We start from the raw sequence: 26,924 nt of genomic DNA, 5'->3' as shown, positions 1-26,924 counted from the left end.
CACATTCAGGCCAACCTCGACGGTTGACGAGTGCACGGCACCCTACGCAATGGGGCGTCCTACCCCAAAGTCACTTCAGAGACGGTGCCGACCAGGCCCGTTCAGTCGACGGAGACGACCTCACACGTCACCACGGTTCCCGCAACCCCGGGATCATCCAGCGGAACTTTCACGGTCTTCGTCTGCTTAGCGGCGAAGCGCGCGTGCGCGCTGCCCGAGGTCACCTTCGAGTCCTTGTCGCGGAAGTCCATGGTGACGATGTACGTCTGGGACCGGTCGGTCTGGTTGGTCACCTTCACGATCGCCGCCGGCTCACCGTTCTTGTCCTTGCCTGCGCACTTGACGAGGGCCACGCGCGGCGCGAGCTCCCCCGGCTTGGTGGCGGAGCCGGACGACGAACCGCTGCTCGACGAGGAGTCGTTGTCGTCATAGCGGTCGTGGTAGCGGTAGCCGCCGGAACCAGAACCAGAACCAGAATCGGAGGAGCCGGACGAGGAGTCGTAGTCGTCGGAGCCGGAGTAGCCGCCGGAGCTCGAACCGGAACCGGAACTCGAACTGGAATCGGAGTTCGAGCTGGAGTGGCTCGAGCTGGAGTTGGAGCAGCCGCCCCCGCCGCCCGAGCCGTGCCGCCCGTGCCCACGGCTCTTGAATCCGGTCAGCGACACCAGCACCACCGCGATCACAGCCGTCAGCCGCAGCCCTCGCCGCATCATCTCTGTTCGTCCCCCGATTCACGTCCGCCTTCCCGGCCCCATCGGGTCCGGGCAGCGCCCGCCACCGTAGCAGGCACTGTCAGGTACACGACGCTAACCCCCGCGCCGGTTCCCGCCGGGCCCGCCCCGGTCGGGGCCTAGGCCGTGTCCGCAAAGTCCCGCCGGGCCCGCGACGCCTGGCACGCTCCCCCAGCTACCGCTGGGGGTGCCCCCGCGCTGCGTTGTCGGGCTCGCCCAAGTACGCCCAGTACGAGGGCGACCCTCCGCCTTGCGATCGCACGCACCAGACGCCGCGGGCTGATCCGACGCGACTTTGCGGACACGACCTAGCCCTGACGGCCCGAAGTCCGCGACTGGCCAGTGCCCTTGACCGCGTCCAGCGCGTAGACGCAGCGGTCCTTGCTGCACGCGTACACCACGCCGCCCGCGGCCACCGGGGAACCGGTGATCTCGCCGCCCGTCGCGAGCTTCCACCGCAGCTGACCGCCCGCCGCGTCCACCGTGTAGAGGCAGTGGTCGGCCGAGCCGAAGTGGACCCGGCCGTCCGCGACCACCGGGGAGCCGATGACCTCGCCGCCGGCCGCGAAGCGCCACTTCGGCGTGCCCGTGACCGCGTCCAGCGTGTACAGCGCGCTGCCGCTGCCCAGATGCACCGACCCGTCGGCCACCAGCACCGGCTCGATCGACTGGCGCGCCTCGGTCGCGATCCGCCAGCGGTCGCGGCCGTTGGCCGCGTCCAGGGCGTAGACCGTGCCGAGGTAGTCGGCGATGTACACGCCGCCGCCCGTCACCGCGGGCCCCGGCGCGTACGCGGGGGCGCACAGGAAGACGGCGGGCGCCTCGAAGCGCCACCGCACCTCCCCGCGCGCGATGTCGATCGCCAGCACACGTGTGCCCGCCGCCACGTACACGACCCCGTCGGGGGCCGGCAGCAGCCGGACCGGGACCCCGCCGCAGGACGCCGCATCACCGACCGGGTACGACCAGCGCTCCACGCCCGTGCGCGCCTCCAGGGCGCGCAGCCGCGCGTCGGCCCAGACGAAGACCGTGCCGTCGTGGACGACCGGCCCGGACTCGGGGGTCTCGAAGTCGGTCTGGGCGCCCTGCATCTCCCACAGCAGCTCGCCGTTCGCGGCCTCCCAGGCCTGGACGCCGCCGCCGCGCGTGCCGGTCACCACCGTGCCGCGGTCGACCTTGAGGCAGTAGACCCAGCCGTCCGTGGACAGCCGCCACCGCTCGGCGCCGTCCTCCGCGTCCAGCGCGTACAGCGTGGGGCCGTCCGAGGCGTGGATCCGGCCGTTCGAGACGGCCATGGCCCAGGCCACGTCGCGCGTCTTGAACTGCCGCCGCCCCGTGGCCACGTCCAGCGCGTGCACCTCGAAGGACGTCACGTACAGCAGATTGCCCGCGACCGCCGGGGTGCCCCATACGTCGTTGGACATCCGGAACCGCCAGGGGCGCCAGCGGCCGGGCGCGCCGCCCCCGCCCGGGGGCTCGGAGGCGTCCGGAGAGGGGGCCGAGGTGGACGGCGACGAGGGCGGCGGTACGGCGCCCGTCGCGAGGCCGCCGTCGGGTCCGTTCGCCCCGCCGGGCAGGCCGCTGGGCGGCCGCACCCAGCCGGTGGCGGGCCCCGTCTCGTGCTGCGGCGGTACGCCGCGCCCGTCGGTGACCCGGGGGCCGGGGCCGATGGGCACCTTGGCGCCGGGCAGCCGGACCGACCCGTCGGCTCCGGCGGGCGCCCCGGGGCCCGTCGGACCGGCGGCCGCGGCAGGTCCGGCAAGCCCGGTGGGGCCCGTGGCTCCGGCGGCTCCGGCAGGTCCCTGGGAGGCGGGCGGCGCGGCCGCGGCGTGCCGGCCGGGGCCGATGGCGCTCAGCGGGCCCGGCGGGGACGACGGGTCGGTGCGCAGGCCGCCGCGCGGGTCGCCGGTGGCCACCGGCTCCCAGCCGGAGGCGCCGGCAGGCGCGCTGTGCCGGCCGCGCCCCGGCCCCGGCCCGGGCGCCGGCGGGCGCTCGGGGGGCAGCGGCGACCGACCCGGGCCCCCACCGCTCGCGCCGTCGCCGCCGTGGCGGCCGTCCGAGCCCCGCGCGCCGCGCGCGATCTGGTTCCGCCCGTTGCGCTTGCGCTCGATCAGCGCCACCGCGCCGCCCGGCAGCCAGGCCGAGGCCGTACCGCTGTCCTCGGCGTTGGACGCGAAGAGATGGGGGGCCAGCTGCGACTGCAAATCGGCCGGGGTGGGCCTGCGCTCGGGGTCCATCTGCATGCAGGACTCGATGAGCGGCCGCAGCTCGTCCGGCAGGCCGGTCAGGTCCGGGCCCTCCCGCAACAGCATGAACACGGTCTCGACCGGGTTCGCGCCGTGGAACGGGGCGTGCCCGGTCGCCGCGAAGGTCAGCGTCGAGCCGAGCGAGAAGATGTCGCTCGCGCCCGTCACACTGCGCGAGTCCCGCGCCTGCTCGGGCGACATATAGGCCGGGGTGCCCACCGCCACGTTGGTCATCGTCAGCCGGGTGTTCGAGACGCCCGACGCGATACCGAAGTCGATCACTCGCGGGCCGTCCTCGACGACCAGCACATTCGACGGCTTCAGATCCCGGTGGACCAGGCCCGCGCCATGGATGGACTGAAGCGCCTCGGCGACCCCGGCCGCCAGCCAGCGCACCGCCTGGGCCGGCATCGGCCCGCACTCATTGACTATCTCCTCGAGGGAGGGAGCCGGTACATACGCGGTGGCCAGCCACGGCACCGCCGCACGCGGATCGGCGTCCACCACGGCCGCCGTGTAGAAGCCGCTGACCGCGCGCGCCGCCTCCACCTCACGGGTGAAGCGGACACGGAACAGCTGGTCCTCGGCGAGCTCGGTGCGCACCGTCTTGATCGCGACCCGCCGGCCGGACGCCGAGCGGGCCAGATAGACCAGCCCCATGCCGCCCGCGCCGAGCCGGCCGAGCACCTCGAACGGGCCGATTCGCCTCGGATCGTGCTGCGTCAGCTGCTCCACCACTTGCCTGCCACCTCCCCGTGGGGCTTCAAAAAATACCGCCCCGCTGCAACGTCTCACCGACAAACCAACCGGCGGCACGCAACCTGCATTCTCTCTGGCGAAGGCGGCGGTTGCGAACCCGGGGGCGATTTCGTCGTGTCACCAAGCGGCACCCGGTCGCCCCCCCATCTTGCCGAAAGCCGGGCGCCCGCCCCGCTACGCTCCGCTTTCCGCAGGCAAAGCGCCCGCCGCCGAGGGGTCGACAACGGCGAAGAGCGCGCCCTGATTGTCCGCAAGAACCGCGAAACGCCCGTACGGCGTAGCTTCGGGGCCATTGAGCAGACGCCCGCCGAGCTCAGGCGCCGTCCGTGCCGCTTCGTCACAGTCCGCGACCACGAAGCAGGTAAGGAAGTGCGCGGGCATTTCGGCCGGAAACCTGTCCCCCATCGCGGCGCGGGCGCCGATCGCGCGCCCGGGCTCGGCGGGCACCCCGCGATCCACCCAGAGCACCACATCCGCCCCACCCGCCCGCCCTTCCGACCCCTCACCCGATGCCTCGCCCGGCCCCTCGCCCGACCGCCCGTCCGACCGCCCGTCCGACCGCCCGTCGGATCCCTTCCCCAGCCGCACCGTCCCGTACCCGAAAACCGCCCGGTAGAAAGCGTCCACGCGCTCCGGGTCCCGGGTGCGGAGCTCCATCCAGCCGTACGAACCGGGCGTGCCGTGCTCCTCGAAGCCGGGATGGCTGCCCGCCTGCCAGAGGCCGAAGACCGCGCCCCCGGGGTCCACGGCCGTCACCATGACGCCGAAGTCCCCGATCCGCGTGGGCTCGGAGATCAGCCGGCCGCCCGCGGCGCGGATGCGTGCGGCGGTGGCGGCGGCGTCCCGGACGGCGACGTAGATGTTCCAGACGGTCGGCAGCCGGCCGTCCGGCTTGGGGACGAGGGCGGCGACGTTCCGCCCGTTGTGGAAAGCCTGGGTGTAGTGGCCGTAGCGCGGCTCGCCCGCCCCGAAGGTCCAGCCGAACAGCTCCCCGTAGAAGCGCTTGCCCGCCGCCAGATCGGGGAGCATCGCGTCCACCCAGCAGGGCACACCTTCCGCAAATGCGGCCATGGTCCAGATCCTCCCGTGCGAATGCCCCTCTTCGCCACGCACAACGCCCTTTGCGCCATTCACCACGCTAATGGGTCATCGCCGGGAAAGACCGATTCGATACGCGGGTGTGCGAGGCCCATTTCAGGTCTATTTCCGGCCGCTCGCCGATCCCCCGGGCCGCACCGCCGCACGGTTGTCCACCGAAGTTATCCACAGCCTGTTGATAATATGATTCACCCGAACGCAGGAGCCGTGGACCGACGGGCAAGAGGCCGCCCGATCCGGCCTTGATCGCCCGTTATCGCTGCTCAGCGCGGCCCCCGACACCCCGAGCCGGGTGTGGACCCCATTTGCACGCAGCCGAATCGCGCTTCGATCACCCCTCGGTAAGCTGACGTCATGACAGGACAAGTACGCACCGTCGACGGGCGGGTCGCCGGTCGCCGCGGACAGGCGACGCGGCAGAAGCTGCTCGACTGCCTCGGCGAGATGCTCAGCACATCCCCGTACCGAGACGTCAAGGTCATCGACGTCGCCCGCAAGGCCGGCACCTCGCCCGCGACGTTCTACCAGTACTTCCCCGATGTCGAGGGCGCCGTCCTCGAGATCGCGGAGGAGATGGCGAAGGAGGGCGCGGGGCTGACCGAGCTGGTCGCCGAGCGCTCGTGGGCCGGGAAGTCCGGGGCGCAGGCCGCGGAGGACCTCGTCGAGGGCTTCCTCTCCTTCTGGCGCAAACATGACGCCATCCTGCGCGTAGTCGATCTTGGTGCGGCGGAGGGGGACAAGCGGTTCTACAAGATCCGCATGAAGATCCTCAACGCCGTGACCAATTCCCTGACCGACGCCGTCAAGGAGCTCCAGACGAAGGGCCGGGTCGAGAAGGACGTCAGTCCGGCGGCCGTCGCGGGCTCGATCGTCGCGATGCTGGCCGCGGTCGCCGCACACCAGAAGGGGTTCCAGAGCTGGGGCGTCAAACAGGCCGAGCTCAAGCCGGCTCTGACGCTGCTGGTCCACCTCGGCATCACCGGCAGGAAGCCGCCCAAGTAGCCACATAGCACACACCACACGCGCCGGCTTCGCGAGCGTCCCGGGCCCCCGACCCTGGGGGCCATGCCGCTCGCCCACCAGCGCGGGTCGGTCGGCCCGCGGTCCCGCACGTCCTGTCACCCCCCACGGCGGACCGCACCCCCGACCACTCCTGGGCACCCTGCCCCTGTGCCCCACGCCGACGCGCGGGCCGTCTCCGGACGGCCCGCGCGTCGCTTCTTCGGGGGGCGCGCGACGCCCCGTCGCGCGCGTGCTGTCAGGCCCGACCGCGCGAATCGCGGTCCGGGGCCCGCTCCACCACCCGGAACAGCCGGATCTCGCGCTCCACCCGCGCCTGGTACTTCGCGTACGGCGGCCAGAAGCGGAGCGCCGCCGCCCACGCCGCCGCCCGCTCCTCGCCCGTCAACAGCCGCGCCCGCACCGCGATGTCGCGGCCCTTCCAGCTGATCTCGGCGTCCGGGTGGGCCAGCAGGTTCGCGGTCCACGCCGGGTGCCCCGGCCGGCCGAAGTTGCTGCCCACCAGAAGCCAGGTGCCGCCGTCCTCCGGCATGCAGGCCAGGGGGGTGCGGCGGGACAGGCCGCTTCGCGCGCCCGTCGTCGTCAGGACCACACCCGGCAGCATCTGCGCGCTCAGCAGCACCTTGCCGCGCGTCAGCCGGTGCACGGCGCGGTCGAGCGCCGGGATGATGTGCGGCGCGACCTTGGCGAAGGCCCGCCCCGACGAGACCTTCTGGACGAGCCGGGCCCCATAGCCCGTACGGGTGGCCGCCGCCATCACACCCTCACCGCCTTCCGGGCCCGGCGCCCGTCGGCACCCGCCCCCATGCCCGGCCTGCCCGCCGCGTCCGTCGCCGCGTCCGGTGCCGCGAACAGCCCCTCCCGCTCGGCCGCGCGCGTCCGCAGCCGGTGCGCCGGCCCGAAGAGCAGCTCGTCCGAGGCGGCCCGCTTGAAGTACAGGTGCACGTCGTGTTCCCAGGTGAAGCCGGTGCCGCCGTGCAGCTGCACCGCTTCGCCCGCGGCCGCGCGCTGCGCCTCCAGCGCCGTCGCGAGCGCGAGGCCGCTCGCGACGGCCGCTTCCGTCCCGTTCACCCCGTCGGCCGCCCACGCCGCGTAGTACGCCGCCGACCGCGCCGTCTCGACCTTCACATACACCTCCGCCAGTCGGTGTTTGACCGCCTGGAAGGACCCGACCGGCCGGCCGAACTGCTCCCGTACCCGCACATACTCGACCGTCCGCTCCAGCGCGGCGTGCGCCGCGCCCACCGCCTCGGCAGCGAGCGCGGCCGCCGCCGTGGTGCCCAGCCGCACCAGGGCACCCGCCACGTCCGCGCCGTCAGCCCCCTCAGCCCCTTGCGCGCCCAGCGGCTCGGCGGGCACGTCCCGCAGCTCGATCCGGCCCTGCGGCCGCGTCTCGTCGAGTGCGGTCAGCCTCGTCCGGGCCAGTCCGGGCGCCCCGGCCCGGACGAGGAACAGCAGCGTCCGGCCGCGCGTATAGCCGCCCGTGCGCGCGGCGACGAGCAACAGGCCCGCGCCGTGCCCGTCGAGGACCTGGTCCACCTGCCCGTAAAGCCGCCAGCCCCCGCCTCCACCTGGGCCCCCGCCCCCGCTTTCCCGCGCCTGGACGCCCCCCGCGCGCCCGCCGCCCGCCCAGCCTCCGCCGTCCCCGCCGTCCCCGCCTTCGCCGTCGTCCCCGTCCGTCAGGCCGAGCGCCCTGGTCAGCTCTCCGCCGGGCACGGCGAGCGCGGCCGTGAGCTCGCCGTCCGCGACGAGCGGCAGCAGTTCGGCGCGCTGCGCGCCCGTCCCGAGCCGGTCGACGAGGGGCGCGGCGAGCACCGCGGTGGCCGTCAGCGGCGACGGGAGCAGTGCGCGCCCCGCCTCCTCGCAGGCGAGGGCCAGCTCGGCGGGCCCGCAGCCGACGCCCCCGACGTCCCGGGGGAGGGCCAGGCCGGGCAGCCCGAGCCGCCGCGCGAGCAGCCGCCACAGCGACTCGTCGTGGCCGGGCGGGGTGCGCACCGCCGCCTTGACCTCGTCGGGGCCGCACCGCTCCCGCAGCAGTCTGCGCAGCGTACGGCGGATCTCGGCCTGTTCCTCGGTGAACGCGGTGTCCATCGGCACACACCTCCGCTACTGACGGACCGTCATATTAGGGACCGGGTGAACACTTTCCCAGCCCTCGCGCCCCACCCCCCATTGAATCTGATGTACCGTCAGATTTATGTCCTCAGCGAAGCGCGAGCGCGCCCGCAAGGTCGCCGTCGTCGGTGTCGCCCTCTCCGACTGCGGCCGCGTCGACGACGCGACCCCCTACGCCCTCCACGCCCAAGCCGCCCGCCGCGCCCTCGCCGACTCCGGCCTCGACCGGTCGGCCGTCGACGGCCTCGCGTCGGCCGGGCTCGGCACGCTGGCGCCCGTCGAGGTGGCCGAGTACCTGGGCCTGCGCCCCACCTGGACCGACTCGACGTCCGTCGGCGGCTCCACCTGGGAGGTGATGGCGGCCCACGCGGCGGACGCCATCGCCGCGGGCCACGCGCGCGCCGTCCTCCTCGTCTACGGCTCCACCGCCCGCGCCGACATCCGCGCGGGCCGCCGCACCTCCAACCTGTCCTTCGGGGCGCGCGGACCGCTCCAGTTCGAGGTCCCGTACGGGCACACGCTGGTCGCCAAGTACGCGATGGCCGCGCGCCGCCATATGCACCAGTACGGCACGACCCTCGAACAGCTCGCGGACATCGCCGTACAGGCGCGTGCCAACGCCGCGCACAACCCGGACGCGATGTTCCGCACCCCGATCACCGTGGACGAGGTGCTGAGCGGCCCGATGATCGCCGATCCCTTCACCAAGCTGCACTGCTGCATCCGCTCCGACGGCGGCTGCGCCGTACTGCTGGCGGGCGAGGAGTACGTTCGGGACACCGCGAAGCCTCCGGTGTGGGTGCTGGGCGCGGGCACCGCGATCTCGCACACCACGATGTCGGAGTGGGACGACTTCACTGTCTCCCCCGCGGCGGCCTCGGGGCGGCAGGCCTTCGAGCGGGCCGGGGTGCGGCCCTCGGAGATCGATGTGGCCGAGCTCTACGACGCGTTCACCTATATGACGCTGGTGACCCTGGAGGATCTGGGCTTCTGCGCCAAGGGCGAGGGCGGGGCGTTCGTGGGCAAGGGGCGGCTGACGCTTACGGGCGATCTGCCGACGAACACGGACGGCGGCGGGCTCTCCGCCTGCCACCCCGGTATGCGCGGGCTGTTCCTGCTGGTGGAGGCCGTGCGGCAGCTGCGCGGCGAGGCGGGTGGGCGGCAGGTCCGCAAGGCGAACGGGCGGTTGCCGGAGCTGGCCGTGGCGTCGGGGACGGGTGGTTGGTTCTGCTCGTCGGGGACGGTGGTGCTGGGGCGCGACTGAGGCGCGCGAGCTGCGCCGTGCGCTCGTCGCCGCCGCCCCCATGTCACCCTGCTCATCGGGAACGAGCGAGGAGGCACAGAGCCCGATGGGTGAAGTCGACGACGAGACCGCCGAGGAATTCCGCGCGCTGCTGCGCGGACTGCGGGTGCGGGACGGCGGCGAGCTGCCCGCCCTCGACCCGGCGACCGCGCCGGACGAGCCGCTTCCGCTGTTCCGGCGGTGGCTGCGCGAGGCCGCCGAGGCGGGCGTACCGGGCCCGCACACCATGACGCTGGCCACCGCCGACGCGGACGGCCGCCCCTCCCTGCGCACCGTCATGCTGCATGACGCCGACGCGCACGGCTGGCACTTCGGCACCCATCGCGCCAGCCGCAAGGGCCGGGAGCTGGCCGCCCGCCCGTACGCGGCCCTCGGGTTCCACTGGACGGCGCTGGGCCGGCAGGTGCGGATCGGCGGGCGGGTCACGGCGGCCGCCCCCGAGGAGAGCGCGGCGGATCTGCGCGGGCGCTCACCGGCGGCGCTGACGGCCGCGCTGGCCGGGGGCGGGCGGCAGAGCGAGGTCCTGGGCTCGTACGGCGAGCTGGAGCGGGCCTTCGAGGCGGCGCGGGAGCGGGTCGAGCGGGAGCCGGACGCCACGGCGCCGAGCTGGACGCTGTATGTACTGACCGCGGACGAGGTGGAGTTCTACCAGGAGGAGGAGCACCGTCGGCACGTACGGCTGCGCTACCGCCGCGCGGCCGGGGGAGACGAGGGCGGGGGCTGGCTGCGCGAGTTGCTGTGGCCCTGAGACGCGGGGGCGGGGCGGAAGACGGGGATCGCCGGGGCGCCCTCGGGTGAGGCGTCCCCGTCCGGTGCACGGAAGTCGACGCACAGCTCCATGCCCACGCGCAGATCGGGACCGGCGCACCCGACCACCTCGGTCATCATGCTCGGGCCCTCGGCGAGTTCGACCACGGCGGCGGTATAGGGGACACGGGCGCCGAACGGCGGGAGGTCGTTGCGGTGCACCACGGACCAGGTGTAGAGGGTCGCGCGGCCGCTCGCCCGCTCCCAGATGACGTTCTCGCTCCAGCACCGGGGGCAGAACTCGCGCGGGTAGTGATGGGCTTGCCCGCAGTCCGCGCAGCGGCGGATCAGCAGGTGCCCCCGCACGGCCGCGTCCCAGTAGGGGCGGGTGAAGGCGTCGATCTCCGGCAGGTCGAAGCGGGGCGCGCCCGCGGGGGGCACGGGGGGCGCGCTCACAGGAACAGCCCCCACGTCCCGTCCAGGGCCCAGGTCTGCCAGCTCATGCCGAGGAGGGCGACCAGGGAGATGAGCACCATCATGGAGTTCTGCCCCTGCTCTGCCCAGTCGTGGATCATGAGCACGAAGTAGAGCAGGTTCAGCAGGGCGCCGCCGATCAGCGCGATCGGGGTGAGGAAGCCGAGGACCAGGCCGAGGCCGATGGCCAGTTCGGCGTAGAGGACGACATACGCCATGAGCTTGGGGCGGGGCCCGACGACCGCGGCGAAGCCGCCGCGTACAAACGCCCAGCGGTGCTTGGCCGCCATGTCGGCCGCCCAGGCGATGCCGGTGCCGCGCCCGCACCAGGCCTTCTTGTCCTTGTGCCGCCAGCTCTCCAGCCACCACAGGCCGAGCCCGATGCGCAGCACGGCGAGCCATTCGGGCCCGCTGAGCCAGATCGTACGCATCGCTCTCCCCCTCTCCGTCCGTCCCGCCGGGGCATGTATCTGACGGTACGTCAGTTCAGCGGAGACGGACACGGCCGCGCAAGAGGTCGTGCGGCGGGCCGTGATCGATCCGCAACCGATTCGGAATAAATTTGTCGGAAACCTGTCAATTACATGGCTACGCTCACGCTCATGGCCGACACCTTCCCCGAGCACTCCTCACCTGTGTACGTGATCGGCGGCGGACCGGGCGGGCTCGCCGCCGCGGCCGCCCTGCGCGAACGCGGCATCCGCGCGGTGATCCTGGAGAAGTCGGACGCGGTCGCCGCCTCCTGGCGCGCCCACTACGACCGGCTGCATCTGCACACCACGCGCCGGCTGTCCGCCCTCCCCGGGCTCGCGATCCCGCGCGCGTACGGGCGCTGGGTCGCCCGGGACGACGTGGTGCGCTATCTGGAGCAGTACGTCGAGCACCACCGGCTGGAGATCGTCACGGGCGTGGAGGTCTCACGGATCGACCGGGCGCGGGACGGCGAGGGCTGGGTGCTGCGGGCCACCGGCGGGCGCGAGCCCTCCTCGCCCGTCGTGGTCGTGGCCACCGGCTACAACCACACCCCCCGGGTGCCCGACTGGCCGGGCCGGAAGACCTTCACCGGCGAGCTGCTGCACGCGAGCCGCTACCGCAACGCCCGCCCGTACCAGGGCCGGGACGTCCTGGTCGTCGGCATCGGCAACACGGGCGCCGAGATCGCGGTCGACCTCGTCGAGGGCGGCGCGGCGCGGGTGCGGCTGGCGGTGCGCACCGTGCCGCACATCCTGCGCCGCTCCACGGCGGGCTGGCCCGCACAGGCCACCGGCATCCTGGTGCGGCGGCTGCCGACCAGGCTGGTGGACCGGGCGGCGCGGACGATGAGCCGGCTCACCATGCCCGACCTGAGCGCGCAGGGGCTGCCATGGCCGGAGACCGGCCTCTACACGCGGGTCCGCCAAGGCGCGATCCCGGTGCAGGACGTCGGTCTCATCGACGCGGTCCAGGCGGGGAAGGTGGAGGTGGTGGCGGCGGTCGAGTCCTTCGAGGAGGACAAGGTGATACTGGCCGACGGCTCCCGGATCGGCCCGGACACCGTGGTCGCGGCGACCGGCTACCGGCGCGGCCTGGACGACCTCGTCGGGCACCTGGGCGTGCTCGACGAGCGCGGCCGACCGCTGACCCACGGCCCGCGCACCGCCCCTTCGGCCCCGGGCCTGCACTTCACGGGCTATACGAACCCGATCAGCGGCATGTTCCGCGAGCTCGCCCTCGACGCGCGCAAAATCGCCAGGGCCATCGACCGCACATCGGCGTGATATCGCCGCTTTCCCCGGCGTGACCTCCTGACCCACCGGGCACCATCACCTCACCGCACCTCGGGCGACCCTCGTCACCCTGCGTGTTGTCCCTGCACCCCCATTCCTGACTAGGCGTCAGTTCCGTTAATCTGAACCGCCGAGTAATCTGACTGGACGTCAGATATCTGGCTTGTCGCTTGTCGCCAACGAGCAGGAGTGGCGGATACCGATGCTTGGTTCGACTCACGGCACCCTCACCACCAACTCCCGTCACGCCCGCGTCGCCGCCTGCGGCCGGCCTCCCGGCCCCGCCGTCCATGTCCACGGCAGGACAGCGGCCGACGAGGACGTGGACGTCAGCGGCCGCCCGCTGCACTCCGCCGTCCCCGACCTGGACCGGTTCTTCCGCCCCGAGTCGGTGGCCGTCGTCGGCGCCTCCGACACCGAGGGCCGCCCCAACACCGGCATCACCCGCCAGCTGATCGCCTGGGCCGAGCGCGTCGGCGCCCGGCTGCACCCCGTACACCCCTCCCGTCCCGCCGTCTTCGGCCTGCCCTGCGTTCCGTCCGTGGCCGACCTGCCCGAACCGGTCGACCTCGCCGTCCTCCTCGTCCGCGATCCGCTCCCGCTCATGGAGGAACTCGCTTCGGCCAAGGTCAAATTCGCCGTCGCCTTCGCCTCCGGCTTCGCCGAGACCGGCGCCGAGGGTGCCGCCGCCCAGGCCCGGCTGTCCGCCGCCGCGCGGCGCGGCGGGCTGCGCCTGCTGGGCCCCAACACCAACCTCAACGCCTTCGAGGAGTTCCGCGAGGACCTGGAAGGCCCCGCGATCGCCCTCATCACCCAGTCCGGCCACCAGGGCCGCCCCGTCTTCACCCTCCAGGAGCTGGGCATCCGGCTCAGCCACTGGGCGCCCACCGGCAACGAGGCCGACCTGGAGACCGCCGACTTCATCTCCTACTTCGCCTCACGGCCCGAGGTCGGCGCCATCGCGATGTATGTGGAAGGGCTCAAGGACGGGCGCAGCTTTCTGCTGGCCGCCGACCACGCCGCCCGCGCCGGGGTGCCCGTCGTGGCCGTCAAGGTCGGCCGGACCGAGACCGGGGCCCGCACGGCCGCCTCCCACACCGGCAAGCTCACCGGCTCGGACGCGGTCGTGGACGCGGCCATGCGGCAGTTCGGCGTGATCCGGGTCGACGGCCTCGACGAGCTTCAGGACACGGCCGCGCTGCTCGCCCGCGCCCGGCCGCCGCTCGCCGAGGGCGTCGTGGTCTATTCGATCTCCGGGGGCACCGGCGCCCACTTCGCCGACCTCGCGACGGCCGCCGGGCTCCCGCTGCCCACGCTCGACGCGGAGAAGCAGGCCGAACTCCACCAGTGGATACCCGGCGAGCTCAGCGTCGCCAACCCGGTCGACAACGGCGGGCACCCCGTCGGCGACTGGCGCGGCCGGAAGATCATCGACGCCATCCTCGCCGACCCGTCCGTCGGCGTGCTGATCTGCCCGATCACCGGGCCTTTCCCGCCGATGAGCGACAAGCTGGCGCAGGATCTGGTGGACGCGGCGGAACACACGGACAAGCTGGTGTGCGTGGTGTGGGGCTCGCCGGTCGGCACCGAGCCCGCCTACCGCACCACCCTGCTCGGCTCCTCCCGCGTCGCCACCTTCCGGACCTTCGCCAACTGCATCACCGCCGTCCGCGCCTATCTGGAGCACCATCGCTTCACGGCGGGCTACCGCTCCCCCTTCGACGACGCCCCGCGCACCCCCTCCCCCTCGGCCCGCAAGGCCCAGGCGCTGCTGCGCCCGGGAGAGCAGCTGAGCGAGCACGCCGCGAAGCAGTTGCTGCGGGCGTACGGCATCCGGGTGCCGCGCGAGCATCTGGTGACCAGCGCGGCGGCGGCCGTGCGCGCCGCCGGCCTGGTCGGCTATCCGGTCGCCATGAAGGCCTCCGCGCCGCAGCTCGCCCACAAGACCGAACTGGGCCTGGTCAGGCTCGGGCTCACCTCCGCGAGCCAGGTCCGCGACACCTATCGCGACCTCACCGACATCGCCCGCTACGAAGGCGTCGAGCTGGACGGCGTGCTGGTCTGCCAGATGGTCGAGCGCGGTGTGGAGATGGTCGTCGGCGTCACCCACGACAGCCTCTTCGGGCCGACCGTCACGGTGGGCATCGGCGGTGTGCTCGTCGAGGTGCTGCGGGACACGGCCGTGCGCGTGCCGCCCTTCGGCGAGGACCAGGCGCGCGCGATGCTCACCGAGCTGCGCGGCCGCGCCCTGCTCGACGGCGTGCGCGGCCTGCCCCCCTGCGATGTGGACGCCCTGGTCGAGGTCGTCCTCCGCGTCCAGCGCATGGCCCTGGAACTCGGCGACGACCTGGCCGAACTCGACGTCAACCCGCTGATGGTGCTGCCCCGCGGCCAGGGCGCGGTGGCCCTCGACGCCCTGGCCGTGTGCCGCTGAGGCCCCCGGCCCACGCGCCCGGCCCTCGACTTCGACCTCTGCCCCAGCCTCTGCCTCTGCCTCAGCGCAAGGGAATTCCCCCATGACTTCCTCCCCCGAAGAATCACCTGAATCCGTTGTACGGCACGCCACTGACAACGGCGTGGTCCGGATCACTCTGAACCGCCCCGCCGCGCTGAACGCCATCACTCCTGACCAGCGCGAACGCCTGATCTCGCTGCTCGATGACGCCTCCGCCGACCCGGCGGTCGGGGCGGTCGTGCTCACCGCCACCGGCAAGGGCTTCTGCGCGGGCGCCGACCTGCGCGGCGGCCCACGGCCGGCCGCCGGGTCCGGCGCCGGGTCCGGGCCGGGGCCGGGGTCGGGGTCGGGGTCGGGCGGGGATGAGCGGGTCGCCGGCGATGTGGCCCGGCTGATCCGGCGCGGGGCGCAGCGGCTGATCACCGCCGTACTCGACTGCGAGAAGCCGGTCATCGCCGCCGTGAACGGGACCGCGGCCGGCCTCGGCGCCCATCTCGCCTTCGCCTGCGACCTGGTGCTCGCCGCCGAGTCGGCCCGGTTCATCGAGGTCTTCGTGCGCCGCGGTCTGGTCCCCGACGGCGGCGGCGCCTATCTCCTCCCCCGCCTCATCGGCCCGCAGCGGGCGAAGGAGCTGCTGTTCTTCGGCGACGCGCTGTCGGCCGCCGAGGCCGAGCGGATCGGCCTGGTCAACCGGGTCGTCCCGGACGGCGATCTGGCCAAGACCGCCCGCGAGTGGGCCGAGCGGCTGGCCGGCGGCCCCACCCGCGCCATCGCCCTCACCAAGCAGCTGGTGAACGGCTCGCTGGAGGCCGATCGTACGGCCGCGTTCGCCGCCGAGGCGGCGGCCCAGGAGATCAACATGACCACGGCGGACGCGAGGGAAGGCGTCCGCGCCTTCGCCGAGCGCCGCGCTCCCGAATACCGGGGCCGCTGAGGGGCGCCGAAGGCTCCCTCCGGGGCTTCACATCTGACGCAGCATCAGATTCAATGGAATCATGATGGGACACGCCGGGATGGCAGCCACCGCGGTCCGCTATCTGCGCTCGGTCGGCTCACCGACCACCGCCGCGCGCCCCGACGACCCCCTGCCGCGGGCCGCCCCGGCGCCGCCCCGCCCCGGCCGCCCCACGCTGCGCGCCGTCCGCGCGGACGAACGCCTTCCGCTGGACCCGGCGGAGTTCCGGCGAGTCCTGGGCCACTTCGCGAGCGGGGTCACGGTTGTCGCGGCGGTCGACGAGGAGGGCCCGGCCGGGTTCGCCTGCCAGTCCTTCTCCTCCCTCTCCCTCGACCCGCCGCTGATCGCCTTCATGGTCGCCCGTACCTCCACGACCTGGCCGCGCATCGCCCGCGCCGGGGTCTTCTGCGTCAACATCCTGGGGGCGGGCCAGGGCGAGCTGTGCCGCGGCTTCGCGGTCAGCGGCTCCCGGCGGCCGGACAAGTTCGCGGGCGTCGAGCACCGGCCGGCCCCGGTGACCGGCTCGCCCCGGCTCGTGGACGTCCCCGCCTGGATCGACTGCACGGTCCACGCCGTGCACACCGGCGGTGATCACCTGGTGGTCGTGGGCCGCGTCCGCGCCCTCGGCACGGACGACGCCGCCGCCCGGTCCGGCCCCCTCCTCTTCCACCGCGGCGCGTTCGCCTCACTGGCCCCGCTCGACCCGGACGCCTAGGTCGTGTCCGGCGAGGGGATGCCTTCACGTCTCGGCGCGGCGGAACTTACGGTTTGTGGGTCACCCAGAGCAGTTCCGCCGGCCAGCGGTGTGCCCAGTCGGGTGGGTCGGTTTCGTTGTAGCCGTTGGGTGTTCCGAGTTCGGGCCGCGGCTCGATGAGGTCGTCGATGATGAGACCCGCGCCGCGCAGGACCTTGACCCAGTCGCCGTACGTGAGCTGATAGCTGGTCGCGCCGTCGCCTTCGGCGATGGTGTTCAGCCCGAAGTAGTCCTGCTGCATCGTCGTGGTCACGCGTCTGGCGGCTTCGTCGTAGCAGGCTTCGAACCATGGGCTGGCGACGTTGAACACCAGGCGCCCGCCTCGGCCCAGGACGCGTGCGGCCTGCGGGACGGCCAGGTGCGGGGGCGCCCAGCTGAGCCCACCGAAGTCGCAGAACACCAGGTCGAAGCTGTCGGCGGCGAAGGGGAGTTGTTCGGCGGCGCCTTGCACCAGCGGGTAGCGGGCCGCTCCCATCGCGCGGGCCGCTGCGGCGAGTTGGGCTTCGGACAGGTCGAGCCCGACCACGGTGGCGCCCTCGGCGGCGAGCGCCCTGGACCACTGGCCGGCGCCGCAGCCGAGTTCGAGGACGCGCTTGCCGGTGACGTCGCCCAGGGCGTGCAGGTGCGCGTCGGGGATGGAGTACATGCCCCACAGCCGGGGTGTGGCGCCGATTTGCGGGTCGTGCTTGTGCTGGTAGGCGCTGCTGATCTGGTTCCAGAGCCGCCGGTTGGCGGGGATGCTGTCCACGTGCCGACTCCAGCACTGCCTGCCGGGGGCGGTCAACACGATGAGGGCACTGGCCGGCCCTCGCCTCGGTCCGGCCCTGGCTCGGCCCATGATCCGCCGGACGAGCCCCAGGCCCTGTCCGGGCGATCTTCTCGGGCCCGCGACGCCGGCTACGGCGCCCCCGGCTGCGTTGTCCGAGTCGCCCGCCACGCCGCGTCAGGGGGCACCTCCCGGCGGTAGCCGGGGGAGGCATATCGACCGCAGCGCCCAGTACGAGGGCCCGCGGCGGCAGCCGCCGGTGTCGCAGCCTCCGCCTTGCGATGCTCCCCCAGCCTTCGGCCGGGAGGCGCCCCCTCATCCGACGCCGCGGGCTGATCCTCAAAGATCGCCCGGACAGGACCTAGGCGGCGAGCGGGAGCTCCTCCCGCTCGCGCCGGATGACCAGGGCCATCAGCGCGGCCATCGCGCACAGCGCGCCCGCCCCGTACCAGACCACGTCGTACGACCCGAAGGTGTCCCGCGCCATTCCGCCGAGGAAGGCCACCACCCCCGCGCCCACCTGGTGCGAGGCCAGCACCCATCCGAAGACGATCGCGCTGTCCTCGCCGTAGTGCTCGCGGCACAGCGCGATGGTGGGCGGCACCGTCGCGACCCAGTCGAGCCCGTAGAAGACGATGAAGAAGATCATCGGCGGATGCACGGAGTCCGCCAGAAGCATCGGCAGGAACATCAGCGACAGCCCGCGCAGCGCGTAGTAGACGGCGAGCAGCCGCCGCGCGTCGAACCGGTCGGTGAACCAGCCGGAGGCCACCGTGCCCACGATGTCGAAGATCCCGATGACCGCGAGCAGGCTCGCGGCGGCCGTGACGGGCATGCCGTGGTCGTGCGCGGCGGGCACGAAGTGCGTCTTGACCAGGCCGTTGGTGGAGGCACCGCAGATCGCGAAGGTGCCGGCCAGCAGCCAGAACGGGCCGGTGCGCGCGGCCGAGAGCAGCGCGGTGACCGCCCGGCGGGCCGCGCCGCGCTGCGGGGCGGGCTTCGGGGCGGGCGGCCCCTCCGCCCCGTACGCGGCCAGGCCCACATCGGCCGGATGGTCGCGCAGCAGCAGCCACACGAAGGGCACCACGGCGAACGCGGCGACCGCCACCGTGACCGCGGCCGGGCGCCAGTGGTGGTGCTCCACGATCCACGACAGGGCGGGCAGGAACACCAGCTGTCCGGACGCGCCTCCGGCCGTGAGAATGCCGGTGACCAAGCCGCGCCGCTGGACGAACCAGCGGTTGGTGACCGTCGCGGCGAAGGCCAGCGCCATGGAGCCGCTGCCGAGCCCCACCAGGACGCCCCAGCACAGGACGAGCTGCCAGGCGGCGGTCATGAAGACCGTGAGTACGGCGCCCGTGGCGATCACCATCAGCGCACAGGCGACGACCTTGCGGATGCCGAAGCGGTCCATAAGGGCGGCGGCGAAGGGCGCGGTGAGCCCATAGAGGGCGAGATTCACGGACACCGCGAACCCGATCAGCCCGCGCGACCAGCCGAACTCCTCGTGCAGGGGCTCGATCAGCAGACCGGGCAGCGAGGCGAAACCGGCCGCGCCGATGATCGTCACAAAGGTGACGGCGGCGACCCACCACGCCCGGTGGATCCTCGGCCGCCGCCGGGGTGCGGCGGCCCGCTCGTCCTGGCCCGGAGTGCCTGGCAGTTCGGTTGTCTGTGTCACCGGATCAGCATCAATGCATCGGTCGGTCCTTACGAGTGGCCCGACGGACAGCATTCGTTAGGATCGGGCCATCGATATGCGCGCTGGAGGCCCGTATGCCCGAGACCATGGACGCCGCGAGGCCGCACCGCGTCGCCGTGCTGGTCCTGCCTGGGGTGATCCCCTTCGAGCTGGGCATCCCGTTCAGGATCTTCGGCAAGGCCCGCTCCGCCGAGGGCCGCCGCCTCTACGAGGTGTTCAGCTGCACGCCGGAGCCCGGCGAGGTGCCGACGGACGCCGACTTTCCGGTCGTCGTCGAGCGCGGCCCCGAGGCGCTGGCCGAAGCCGACACCATCGTCGTGCCCACCAGCTACGAGCTGGGACAGGCCTATACCGAGGGCACGCTTCCGCCGGCGCTCGCCGCCGCGCTGGTCCACGCCCGGCCCGGCGTCCGCTGGATGTCCATCTGCACCGGCGGCTATGTGCTCGCGGCCGCCGGGCTGCTCGACGGCCGCCCCGCCACCACCCACTGGCGCAGCGCCGCCCACTTCCAGGCCCTCTTCCCCTCCATCGCGGTCGACCCGGACGTGCTGTTCGTCGACGACGGCGACGTGCTCACCTCCGCGGGCGTCGCCTCGGGCATCGACCTGTGCCTGCACGTCGTACGGCGCGACTTCGGCGCGGCCGTCGCCAATGAGGTCGCGCGGCGCAGCCTGGTGCCGCCGTACCGCGACGGCGGCCAGGCTCAGTACATCGAGCGTCCGCTCCCCGAGCCGCAGCAGGCGACCACGACGGCGGCGCGCGCCTGGGCCCTGGGCCGCCTGGAACGCCCGATCTCGCTGCGCGAGCTGGCCGACCGGGAGGCGATGAGCGTACGGACGTTCACCCGCCGCTTCCGTGAGGAGGTCGGGATCAGCCCCGGGCAGTGGCTCGTCCAGCAGCGCGTGGAGCGGGCCAGGCACCTGCTGGAGGACACCGACCTCTCGGTGGACCAGGTGGCGCGGGACGCGGGCTTCGGCACGGCCGCGTCGATGCGACAGCACCTTCAGGCGGCGCTCGGCGTCTCCCCCACGGCCTACCGGCGCACCTTCCGCGCCCGCGACCGGCTCCGGCAGGAGGCCGTCGCCCCGCGGTGGGAGGTCGTCACCCCGCGTCGGCGAGACGCCGTCCCTCAGAACGTGAGCACGCCCCGGGCCACCCGGCCCGCCCGCGCGTCGTCGGCGGCCTTCGGGAAGTCCTCGACGGGGTAGGTGTGCGTGACCAGTTCGTCCAGCAGCAGCCGGCCCTGGCGGTAGAGGTCCGCGTACAGGGCTATGTCGCGCTGCGGCCGGGCTGAGCCGTAGCGGCAGCCCAGGATGGCCTTGTCCAGATACATGGAGGAGACGAGGAAGGACGCCTCGGCGTCGGCCGGCGGCACGCCCAGCAGCACCGCCTGGCCGTGCCGGTCGAGCAGGTCGACGGCCTCCCGGATGAGCCGGGTACTGCCGACGCACTCGAAGGCGTGGTCGGCGCCGGATGGCAGGACCCCCCGGGCCTCGGCCGCTGAGGCCACGAAGTGCGTGGCGCCGAACTGCCTGGCCAGCGGCTCCTTGGCGGGGTTGGAGTCGACGGCGACGATCGGCGCGGCCCCGGCAATCCGGGCGCCCTGAAGCACATTGAGCCCGATCCCGCCGGTGCCGATGACCACGACCGACTCGCCGCGGTCGACCCGGGCGCGGTTGAGCACGGCGCCGACGCCGGTGAGCACGCCGCAGCCGATGAGTGCCGCCGAGGTGAGCGGGATGTCTTTGGGGATCTTGACGGCCTGCACCGCCTTGACCAGGGTGCGCTCCGCGAAGGCGGAGTTCGAGGCGAAGTTGAACAGCGGCTCCCCGCCGCGGGTGAACGGCCGGTCGGGCCTGCCGATGGCCCTGCGGCACATGGTGGGGCGGCCACGGCCACAATCGGCGCAGGTCCCGCAGTTGGCGACGGTGGACAGGGCCACATGGTCGCCGGGGGCGACATGCGTGACCCCGGCGCCGACGGCCGCCACCGTGCCCGCGCCCTCGTGGCCGAGCACGACCGGGACGGGGAAGGGGATGGTGCCGTCGACGACCGACAGATCGCTGTGGCACAGGCCGGCGGCGGCGATGGCGACCAGCACCTCGCCGGGGCCGGGCGCCCGGATCTCCAGGTCGTCGACCACCCGCGGTTCGGTGCCGTCGAAGATGACGCCTCTCATCACCACTTCGCCACTTCCCTTTTCCGTATTTCCCGCATTTCCCGCATTTCCCGTCTTTTCCGTCCCACGTCTGTCCCTCTCCTCAGGAGGCCCAGACCACCGACTGGAGTTCGCTGTACGCGTGCAGGCCGAACGAGCCGCCGTCGCGGCCGACCCCGCTGTGCTTGAAGCCGCCGAACGGCGTCTCGGGGTGGCGCTGGGCGGTGTTGACGCCGACGTTGCCGCTGCGCAGGCGGGCGGCGAGGGCCCAGGCGCGGCCCGCGTCGGCGCTGAAGACGTAGTCGTACAGGCCGTACGGGGTGGAGTTGGCGATGCGGACCGCCTCGTCCTCGTCATCGAAGGGGAGGGCGACGACGACCGGGCCGAAGACCTCCTCCTGCGCCACGGTCATGTCGGGGGTCGCGTCGGTGATCAGGGTCGGGGCGACGTAGAAGCCGGGCTTGACGGCGGGGCGTTCGCCGCCCACCGCGATCCGGGCACCCTGGTCACGGGCGCCGGCGAGGTACGCCTCGACGCGGTCGCGCTGGGCCGCGGAGATCAGCGGGCCGACGATCGTGGAGTTATCCACAGGATCCCCGACGATCAGCGAACTCGCATACCGTGTGAGTGCGACGACGACCTGCTCGTACAGCGATCGATGGACGAGCACGCGGGTCGGCGCCGTGCAGATCTGCCCGCTGTGGAAAGACCAGGTCGAACCGACCGCCCCGACCGCCGACTTGATCACGGACTTGTCGGCGTCCCCAAGGACGATGGCCGCGCCCTTGCCCCCCAGCTCCATCAGGGTGCGCTTCATCGAGTGGCCTGCGGACTCGGCGATCTTCTTTCCCACGGCGGTGGAGCCGGTGAAGCTGACCATGTCGACGCCGGGGTGTGCCACGAGTGCCTCGCCCGCGGCAGCGCCCGATCCGGTGACGACATTGAAGACACCGTCCGGGAGCCCGGCCTCCTTCAGCAACGGGCCGAGTTCCAGACAGCACAGAGGGTCCTGCGGGGCCGGTTTGGCCACGACCGTATTCCCCATCGCCAGGGCGGGGGCGACCTTGCCCGCGAGGTTGGCGAGAGGGAAGTTGTAGGAGGTGATACAGCACACGACACCCACGGGGCGGCGGACCGCGGCCGCGCCGATGAGCCCGCCGGGGGCGAGGGGCGTGGCGGCCACGGGCACGGGCGCGAGCGGGACCGTGTCCGGTTCGAGGGCGCCCCGCGCATACCGGCGGAAGCGGTCGGCCGCCGGGGGCACCTGCATCGCCTTGGCGACGCGCATCGTCGCGCCCGTCTCCGCCTGGGCGAGCGGGGCCAGGTCCCGGGCGTGCTCGGCGATCAGGTCGGCGGCGCGGTCGAGCACGGCGGCGCGCTCACGGGGGGCGGTGCGCGCCCACCCCTCGTAGGCGTCCCGTGCCGCGCTCACGGCGGCGTCCACGTCGGCCGCGTCGGCCTCTGGGGCATGGCCGACGGTCCGCTCGGTGGCGGGGTTGATGACCGGGTAGTGCCCCTGCCCGGGCCGCCGTGGGCCGCCGCCGATCCAGTGCCCGTACACCGCCCGCCCGTCCGCCTCGTCCGTCGTCAACCCGTCCGTCTTCGGCCCGTCCGTCTTCATCCGCGTGAGTCCTTAGGGAGGTTGAGAACGCGCTCGGCGATGATGTTCCGCTGGATCTCGTCCGAGCCGCCGTAGATCGTGTCGGCCCGGGAGAAGAGAAAGAGGTGCTGTGCGTCGTCGAGTTCATACGGCCGCTCGGCGCTCCATGGCTCGGGGCCGAGCGCGGCCGCGGCGCCCCGCACCCGGACGGCCAGCTCGCCGAGCCGCTGGTGCCAGCCGCCCCACAGCAGCTTGGCGACGCTGGGCGCGCCGGGGCCCTGTGCCGAGCCCAGGGTCCGCAGCGCGTTCCAGCGCATGGTCTTCAGCTCGGCCCACTGCGCGATGAGACGGTCGCGCAGCACGGGGTCGGCGGCGGCGCCGGTGCGTAAGCCCATCCGCACCACCCGGTCGAGCTCCTGGGCGAAGCCGATCTGCTGGGCGAGGGTGGAGACGCCGCGCTCCAGGGCGAGCAGTCCCATGGCCACGCGCCAGCCGTGGCCGGCGCCGCCGACGAGGTGTTCCGCGCGCGCCACCGCGCCCTCGAAGAAGACCTCGTTGAACTCGGCGTCGCCGGTCAGCTGCCGGATCGGGCGCACCTCGACCCGTCCGGGCTGGTCCATCGGCACCAGAAGAAAGGAGAGACCGTGGTGGCGCCGTGAGCCTTCCTCGGTGCGCGCCAGGACGAAGCACCAGTCGGCTTCGCGGGCGAGGGAGGTCCAGATCTTCTGCCCGGTGACGCGGTAGGTGCCGTCGCCCGGGTCGCGGACGGCGCGGGTCCGCACCCCGGCGAGGTCCGATCCCGCGTCGGGCTCGCTGTAGCCCTGGCACCACAGCTCCTCGCCGCGTGCGACGGGCGGCAGAAAGCGGGCGCGCTGGGCGTCGTCGCCGTAGGCGAGCAGGGTGGGGGCGAGGAGGTTCTCGCCGATGTGGCCGAGCCGGGCGGGGGCCCCGGCGCGGGCGTACTCCTCGGCCCAGACGACCTGCTCGGTGAGGGTGGCGGGCCGGTTGCCGTAGGTGCCGTGGGTCCGGTCCCAGCCGAGCCCGATCCAGCCGCCGGCGCCGACCTCCCGCTCCCAGGCGCGGTGCGCTCCCTCCCCACCGTGGCCGACGCCGGGCCGCGGCTGTCCGCCGAGACCGGTGTGCGCGCCGGTGAAGTGCTCGTCCAGCCAGTCGCGGGCCCGGGTGCGAAAGCGTTCGTCCTCCGGTCCGAAAGCGAAGTCCACGGCTCCTCCCGTCTCCCGTCCCGCGTGGCCGCGGGGTCGGGTCACGCGTTGGGGCGTTGTCCCGCGGCCGCCGCCTTGGCCATGGCGTCGAGCCGCGCGAGCATCGGCATGGGGTCGGTGCCGACCGTGCCCGGGAGGAAGTCGGCGATCTTCTCCGGGGTCCAGGCGCCTTCGGCGTATCCCGCGCGCAACTCCCGTGGCTGGGCCCAGACCGCGATCTTGGGTCCGGCGATCGTGTAGACCTGCCCGGTGATCTTCTCTTCCCTGGCACGGTCGCTCAGCAGATAGACCACCAGGGCCGCCACGTCCTCCGGCTCGCCGATCTCCTTGAGCTCCATGGGCACATTGGCGGACATGCGCGTCCGGGCGACCGGGGCCACGCAGTTGGCGGTCACCCCGTACTTGTGGAGGCCGAGCGCTGCGCTGCGCACCAGGGAGATGATCCCGCCCTTGGCGGAGGCGTAGTTGGCCTGCGCGACGCTGCCCTGGTGGTTGCCGCTGGTGAAGCCGATCAGGGTCCCGGAGCCCTGTTTGCGCATCACCGCGGAGGCCGCGCGGAAGACCGTGAAGGTGCCCTTGAGGTGGGTGGCGACGACCGGGTCCCACTCCTCCTCGGTCATGTTGAAGAGCATCCGCTCGCGCAGGATCCCGGCGATGCACACCACGCCGTCGAGCCGCCCGTAGCGTTCGAGCGCGGTGTCCACGATCCGCTGCCCGCCCGCCATGGTCGAGACGTCGTCGGCGACGGCTACCGCCGTTCCGCCCGCCGCCTCGATCTCCTTGACCGCGGCCTCGGCGACCTCGCTGCTGGGTTCGCCGCCCTCGATCGACACCCCGTAGTCGTTGACGACGACCTGGGCTCCCTCGGCCGCGCAGGCCAGTGCCACGGCCCGGCCGATGCCCCGCCCGGCCCCGGTGACGGCGACCACCTTGCCGCCCAAGAAGTTGCCCACGTCGCGTCCCCTCCCGCAGTATCTGACGGTCCGTTAGATTTTTGAGCAGACGCGGCGCGAGTACAAGCCCCCGAGCGGAAACCCGCCGGGAAGCCGCCAGGAAGCCGAACCGAGGAGGTTCCATGGCCCTGCCGCCCGAATTCCACGACATCGCCAGGCGCGTCAACAACTGGGGCCGCTGGGGCGAGGCGGACGAGATCGGCACGCTCAACCTGATCACCGACGAGGTGGTCAGGGGCGCCGCGGCGGACATACGCAGCGGCCGCCGCGTCCCGCTCGCGCTGCCGCTCCAGCAGGACGGGGTGCAGACCGGAGTGATCCCGGGCCGGGTCAACCCCCTGCACACCATGGTCGCCGTCAACCTGGAGATCTTCGGCCCGGACACCGTGGCCACCAGCGACGACGCCGTGACGATGGGCCTACAGGCGGGCACCCACTGGGACGGGCTGACCCATGTCTCGCACTCGGGCCGGATCTACAACGGCCGCCCCGCCGCCTCCGTCACCGCCCACGGCCGCGCCGCCTTCAGCGGCATCGAGAAGGCGCGCCACATCGTCTCGCGCGGGGTGCTCCTCGATGTCGCCCGCGCCCGAGGGTTCGACCGGCTGCCCGAGGGGCATGCCGTCACCCCCGAGGACCTGGAGGCCGCGGAGGAGTTGGCGAAGACCACTGTCCGACCCGGTGATATCGCCCTGGTGCGCACCGGCCAGATCCAGCGCTATCTCGCGGGCGAGAAGGAGGCGTACGCCTTTCCGTCACCCGGCCTGTCCCTCCGCGCCCCCGAGTGGTTCCACGCCCGGGACGTGGCCGCGGTCGCCAACGACACCCTCACCTTCGAGATCTTCCCCCCGGAGATAGAGAACCTGTGGATGCCGGTCCACGCGCTCGATCTCGTCGAAATGGGCATGCAGCAGGGCCAGAACTGGAATCTGGAGGAGCTGTCGGAGGCCTGCGCCGAGGAGGGGCGCTACGCATTTCTGCTGTCGGCCATGCCCGAGCCGTTCGTCGGCGGGGCGGGCAGCCCCGTCGCACCCGTGGCGGTCCTATAGCCTCGCGAGGCGCGGCCCCGCGAGGCGAGGGCGGGTCTGTCGGGCGGCGGCGCGCTCATGCGCACCCCGAGCACGGCATCGCGCACCGCCGCCCGGCTCCGGCGCAGATGCCCTGTCACGCGCCGGGCAGCGACCCGCACTCGCCAAGGAACCACCCCATGAGCACACGGCCCACAGGGAACTCAGAGCCCTCGACGTCCCCTCGCAACGAATCGCCGATCCTAGAGTGATCACACCGCCACATCACGTCAACACCTGGTCTGGACTTTGCCGACTACGCCCGATTTGTGATGGCGCATGAGGACCCGCACGCCCCATCAGGACCGGCTCCTCATGAGTTCCGGGCGCCCCATGGCCCCCACGGACGCCCCGGTCCACCTCGCACCAGATGCGCTTGCCCGCGCCCTCCGGATGCCAGCCCCACCGGTCCGCCAGACCGTCGACCAGCTCCAGACCGCGCCCGTTGGTGGCGCCCTCGTCCGCGCACCGCCGCCGCGGCCCCCGGCCGCTGGAGTCGGCGACCTCGACCCGGACCGTGCCGGAGCCCGGCCCCGGCCCGTCGAGGCCGCCCGCGCCGGGCCCGCCGCCGTCGCCCTGCGCGGGGAAGAGCATGCGCAGCACCGCCGGACAGCCCGTGTGCACCACGGCGTTGGTCACGAGTTCCGAAATCAGCAGGATCAGCGTCTCGGCGAGCGGCTCGTCCACCCCTATCCCGGACCCGGCGAGCCGTGAGCGCGCCCACCTACGGGCCCGGCTCACCTCCGCGGGGTCGGGCCTGACCTCCATCTGCATCTGAAGCACCTGCACCGCTCACACCATCCGAACTGGCGGACACATCGCCTCGTACCTCCAAGAGGTCACGGAACGTGACTCTCCCCCAGCTACCGCTGGGAGGTGCCCCCTCCCGGCTACCGCCGGGAGGTACCCCCTTGCGAGACAGCATGGTTGACGTACAGTCACCCCAACAAGCGCTTCGGTCATATTCCAGCGCCAAGGAGTATGCGTGCGGCATACTGTGCGACGCGCGCCGCGGGGAGTCGAACACCGGGG

Annotated in this window: 23 protein-coding genes; 9 read left to right on the top strand and 14 right to left on the bottom strand. The window is 73.1% G+C overall.

Going from position 1 to position 26,924, the window contains the following annotated elements:
- Positions 1 to 101 precede the first annotated feature (101 nt).
- From ACH4S9_RS45760 to ACH4S9_RS45750, 3 genes are all read right to left on the bottom strand, one after another.
- Positions 102 to 713 carry a hypothetical protein gene (locus ACH4S9_RS45760; protein ID WP_311730192.1) on the bottom strand — a complete coding sequence of 204 codons (612 nt, stop codon included), beginning with the start codon at positions 711 to 713 and terminating at the stop codon, positions 102 to 104.
- Positions 714 to 1,039: 326 nt separating this feature from the next.
- Positions 1,040 to 3,715 (bottom strand): PQQ-binding-like beta-propeller repeat protein, encoded by a 2,676-nt coding sequence (locus tag ACH4S9_RS45755; RefSeq protein ID WP_311730191.1) that lies wholly within the window; start codon positions 3,713 to 3,715, stop codon positions 1,040 to 1,042.
- A gap of 195 nt (positions 3,716 to 3,910) precedes the next feature.
- A complete protein-coding gene (locus ACH4S9_RS45750; protein WP_398377506.1) occupies positions 3,911 to 4,807 on the bottom strand; it encodes a VOC family protein in 897 nt (298 codons plus the stop codon).
- A gap of 381 nt (positions 4,808 to 5,188) precedes the next feature.
- On the opposite strand from ACH4S9_RS45750, the gene ACH4S9_RS45745 reads away from it, so the two are divergent.
- On the top strand, positions 5,189 to 5,836 hold the full coding sequence (locus ACH4S9_RS45745; protein ID WP_311726753.1) for a TetR family transcriptional regulator: 648 nt from the start codon (positions 5,189 to 5,191) through the stop codon (positions 5,834 to 5,836).
- A 256-nt stretch (positions 5,837 to 6,092) separates the two neighbouring features.
- Here the strand turns inward: ACH4S9_RS45745 and ACH4S9_RS45740 are convergent, their stop codons facing one another.
- Entirely contained in the window at positions 6,093 to 6,611 is a 519-nt protein-coding gene (locus tag ACH4S9_RS45740) for a nitroreductase/quinone reductase family protein (protein WP_311726752.1), read from the bottom strand.
- Positions 6,611 to 7,945, bottom strand: coding sequence for an acyl-CoA dehydrogenase family protein (locus ACH4S9_RS45735; RefSeq protein WP_398377503.1), 1,335 nt, complete (start codon positions 7,943 to 7,945; stop codon positions 6,611 to 6,613). Before ACH4S9_RS45735 ends, ACH4S9_RS45740 begins: the two co-directional genes overlap by 1 nt.
- Positions 7,946 to 8,051: 106 nt before the next feature.
- On the opposite strand from ACH4S9_RS45735, the gene ACH4S9_RS45730 reads away from it, so the two are divergent.
- The gene (locus ACH4S9_RS45730) at positions 8,052 to 9,233 is read left to right on the top strand and encodes a thiolase C-terminal domain-containing protein (protein WP_311726750.1); all 1,182 of its coding nucleotides are present in this window, start codon (positions 8,052 to 8,054) and stop codon (positions 9,231 to 9,233) included.
- An 85-nt stretch (positions 9,234 to 9,318) separates the two neighbouring features.
- Positions 9,319 to 10,020 (top strand): pyridoxal 5'-phosphate synthase, encoded by a 702-nt coding sequence (locus ACH4S9_RS45725; protein ID WP_398377501.1) that lies wholly within the window; start codon positions 9,319 to 9,321, stop codon positions 10,018 to 10,020.
- On the opposite strand, the gene ACH4S9_RS45720 is transcribed toward ACH4S9_RS45725, so the two are convergent.
- Complete coding sequence (locus ACH4S9_RS45720; RefSeq protein ID WP_385349511.1) at positions 9,957 to 10,475, bottom strand: Zn-ribbon domain-containing OB-fold protein; 519 nt, start codon at positions 10,473 to 10,475, stop codon at positions 9,957 to 9,959. The genes ACH4S9_RS45725 and ACH4S9_RS45720 overlap by 64 nt on opposite strands.
- Positions 10,472 to 10,924 carry a DoxX family protein gene (locus ACH4S9_RS45715; protein WP_398377499.1) on the bottom strand — a complete coding sequence of 151 codons (453 nt, stop codon included), beginning with the start codon at positions 10,922 to 10,924 and terminating at the stop codon, positions 10,472 to 10,474. The genes ACH4S9_RS45720 and ACH4S9_RS45715 overlap by 4 nt, the downstream gene beginning before the upstream one ends.
- A gap of 171 nt (positions 10,925 to 11,095) precedes the next feature.
- Between ACH4S9_RS45715 and ACH4S9_RS45710 the strand changes: the two genes are divergently transcribed.
- The 4 genes from ACH4S9_RS45710 to ACH4S9_RS45695 all read left to right on the top strand — a co-directional run bounded on the left by ACH4S9_RS45710 (position 11,096) and on the right by ACH4S9_RS45695 (position 16,384).
- Positions 11,096 to 12,250, top strand: a complete 1,155-nt coding sequence (locus tag ACH4S9_RS45710) for a flavin-containing monooxygenase (RefSeq protein WP_398377497.1) — start codon at positions 11,096 to 11,098, stop codon at positions 12,248 to 12,250.
- Between the two features lie 211 nt (positions 12,251 to 12,461).
- Positions 12,462 to 14,693, top strand: a complete 2,232-nt coding sequence (locus tag ACH4S9_RS45705) for an acetate--CoA ligase family protein (protein ID WP_398377496.1) — start codon at positions 12,462 to 12,464, stop codon at positions 14,691 to 14,693.
- 82 nt (positions 14,694 to 14,775) lie between these two features.
- On the top strand, positions 14,776 to 15,648 hold the full coding sequence (locus ACH4S9_RS45700) for an enoyl-CoA hydratase/isomerase family protein (RefSeq protein ID WP_398377493.1): 873 nt from the start codon (positions 14,776 to 14,778) through the stop codon (positions 15,646 to 15,648).
- 79 nt (positions 15,649 to 15,727) lie between these two features.
- Positions 15,728 to 16,384 carry a flavin reductase family protein gene (locus tag ACH4S9_RS45695; protein ID WP_398377524.1) on the top strand — a complete coding sequence of 219 codons (657 nt, stop codon included), beginning with the start codon at positions 15,728 to 15,730 and terminating at the stop codon, positions 16,382 to 16,384.
- 46 nt (positions 16,385 to 16,430) lie between these two features.
- Here the strand turns inward: ACH4S9_RS45695 and ACH4S9_RS45690 are convergent, their stop codons facing one another.
- Positions 16,431 to 17,171: a class I SAM-dependent methyltransferase gene (locus tag ACH4S9_RS45690; RefSeq protein WP_398377491.1), complete on the bottom strand. Its 741-nt coding sequence runs from the start codon at positions 17,169 to 17,171 to the stop codon at positions 16,431 to 16,433.
- Between the two features lie 379 nt (positions 17,172 to 17,550).
- On the bottom strand, positions 17,551 to 18,870 hold the full coding sequence (locus tag ACH4S9_RS45685; RefSeq protein ID WP_398377489.1) for an MFS transporter: 1,320 nt from the start codon (positions 18,868 to 18,870) through the stop codon (positions 17,551 to 17,553).
- A 107-nt stretch (positions 18,871 to 18,977) separates the two neighbouring features.
- On the opposite strand from ACH4S9_RS45685, the gene ACH4S9_RS45680 reads away from it, so the two are divergent.
- On the top strand, positions 18,978 to 20,099 hold the full coding sequence (locus tag ACH4S9_RS45680; RefSeq protein ID WP_385349561.1) for a GlxA family transcriptional regulator: 1,122 nt from the start codon (positions 18,978 to 18,980) through the stop codon (positions 20,097 to 20,099).
- Here the strand turns inward: ACH4S9_RS45680 and ACH4S9_RS45675 are convergent.
- The 4 genes from ACH4S9_RS45675 to ACH4S9_RS45660 all read right to left on the bottom strand — a co-directional run bounded on the left by ACH4S9_RS45675 (position 20,021) and on the right by ACH4S9_RS45660 (position 24,825).
- Positions 20,021 to 21,070, bottom strand: a complete 1,050-nt coding sequence (locus ACH4S9_RS45675; protein ID WP_398377488.1) for a Zn-dependent alcohol dehydrogenase — start codon at positions 21,068 to 21,070, stop codon at positions 20,021 to 20,023. The genes ACH4S9_RS45680 and ACH4S9_RS45675 overlap by 79 nt on opposite strands.
- A gap of 82 nt (positions 21,071 to 21,152) precedes the next feature.
- Positions 21,153 to 22,670: an aldehyde dehydrogenase family protein gene (locus ACH4S9_RS45670; RefSeq protein WP_398377486.1), complete on the bottom strand. Its 1,518-nt coding sequence runs from the start codon at positions 22,668 to 22,670 to the stop codon at positions 21,153 to 21,155.
- Positions 22,667 to 23,872: an acyl-CoA dehydrogenase family protein gene (locus ACH4S9_RS45665; RefSeq protein WP_398377485.1), complete on the bottom strand. Its 1,206-nt coding sequence runs from the start codon at positions 23,870 to 23,872 to the stop codon at positions 22,667 to 22,669. Before ACH4S9_RS45665 ends, ACH4S9_RS45670 begins: the two co-directional genes overlap by 4 nt.
- A 41-nt stretch (positions 23,873 to 23,913) precedes the next feature.
- Positions 23,914 to 24,825 carry an SDR family oxidoreductase gene (locus tag ACH4S9_RS45660; protein ID WP_311726737.1) on the bottom strand — a complete coding sequence of 304 codons (912 nt, stop codon included), beginning with the start codon at positions 24,823 to 24,825 and terminating at the stop codon, positions 23,914 to 23,916.
- 122 nt (positions 24,826 to 24,947) lie between these two features.
- On the opposite strand from ACH4S9_RS45660, the gene ACH4S9_RS45655 reads away from it, so the two are divergent.
- Positions 24,948 to 25,874, top strand: a complete 927-nt coding sequence (locus ACH4S9_RS45655) for a cyclase family protein (protein ID WP_358846604.1) — start codon at positions 24,948 to 24,950, stop codon at positions 25,872 to 25,874.
- 243 nt (positions 25,875 to 26,117) lie between these two features.
- Here the strand turns inward: ACH4S9_RS45655 and ACH4S9_RS45650 are convergent, their stop codons facing one another.
- A complete protein-coding gene (locus tag ACH4S9_RS45650; RefSeq protein WP_385349540.1) occupies positions 26,118 to 26,681 on the bottom strand; it encodes an ATP-binding protein in 564 nt (187 codons plus the stop codon).
- Between the last annotated feature and the right edge of the window lie 243 nt (positions 26,682 to 26,924).

The organism is Streptomyces sp. NPDC021225 (assembly GCF_044332865.1).
Classification (GTDB): Bacteria; Actinomycetota; Actinomycetes; order Streptomycetales; family Streptomycetaceae; genus Streptomyces.
The sequence above is the reverse complement of the archived record's forward strand: the minus strand, read 5'-3'. Positions and strand labels throughout refer to the sequence as shown.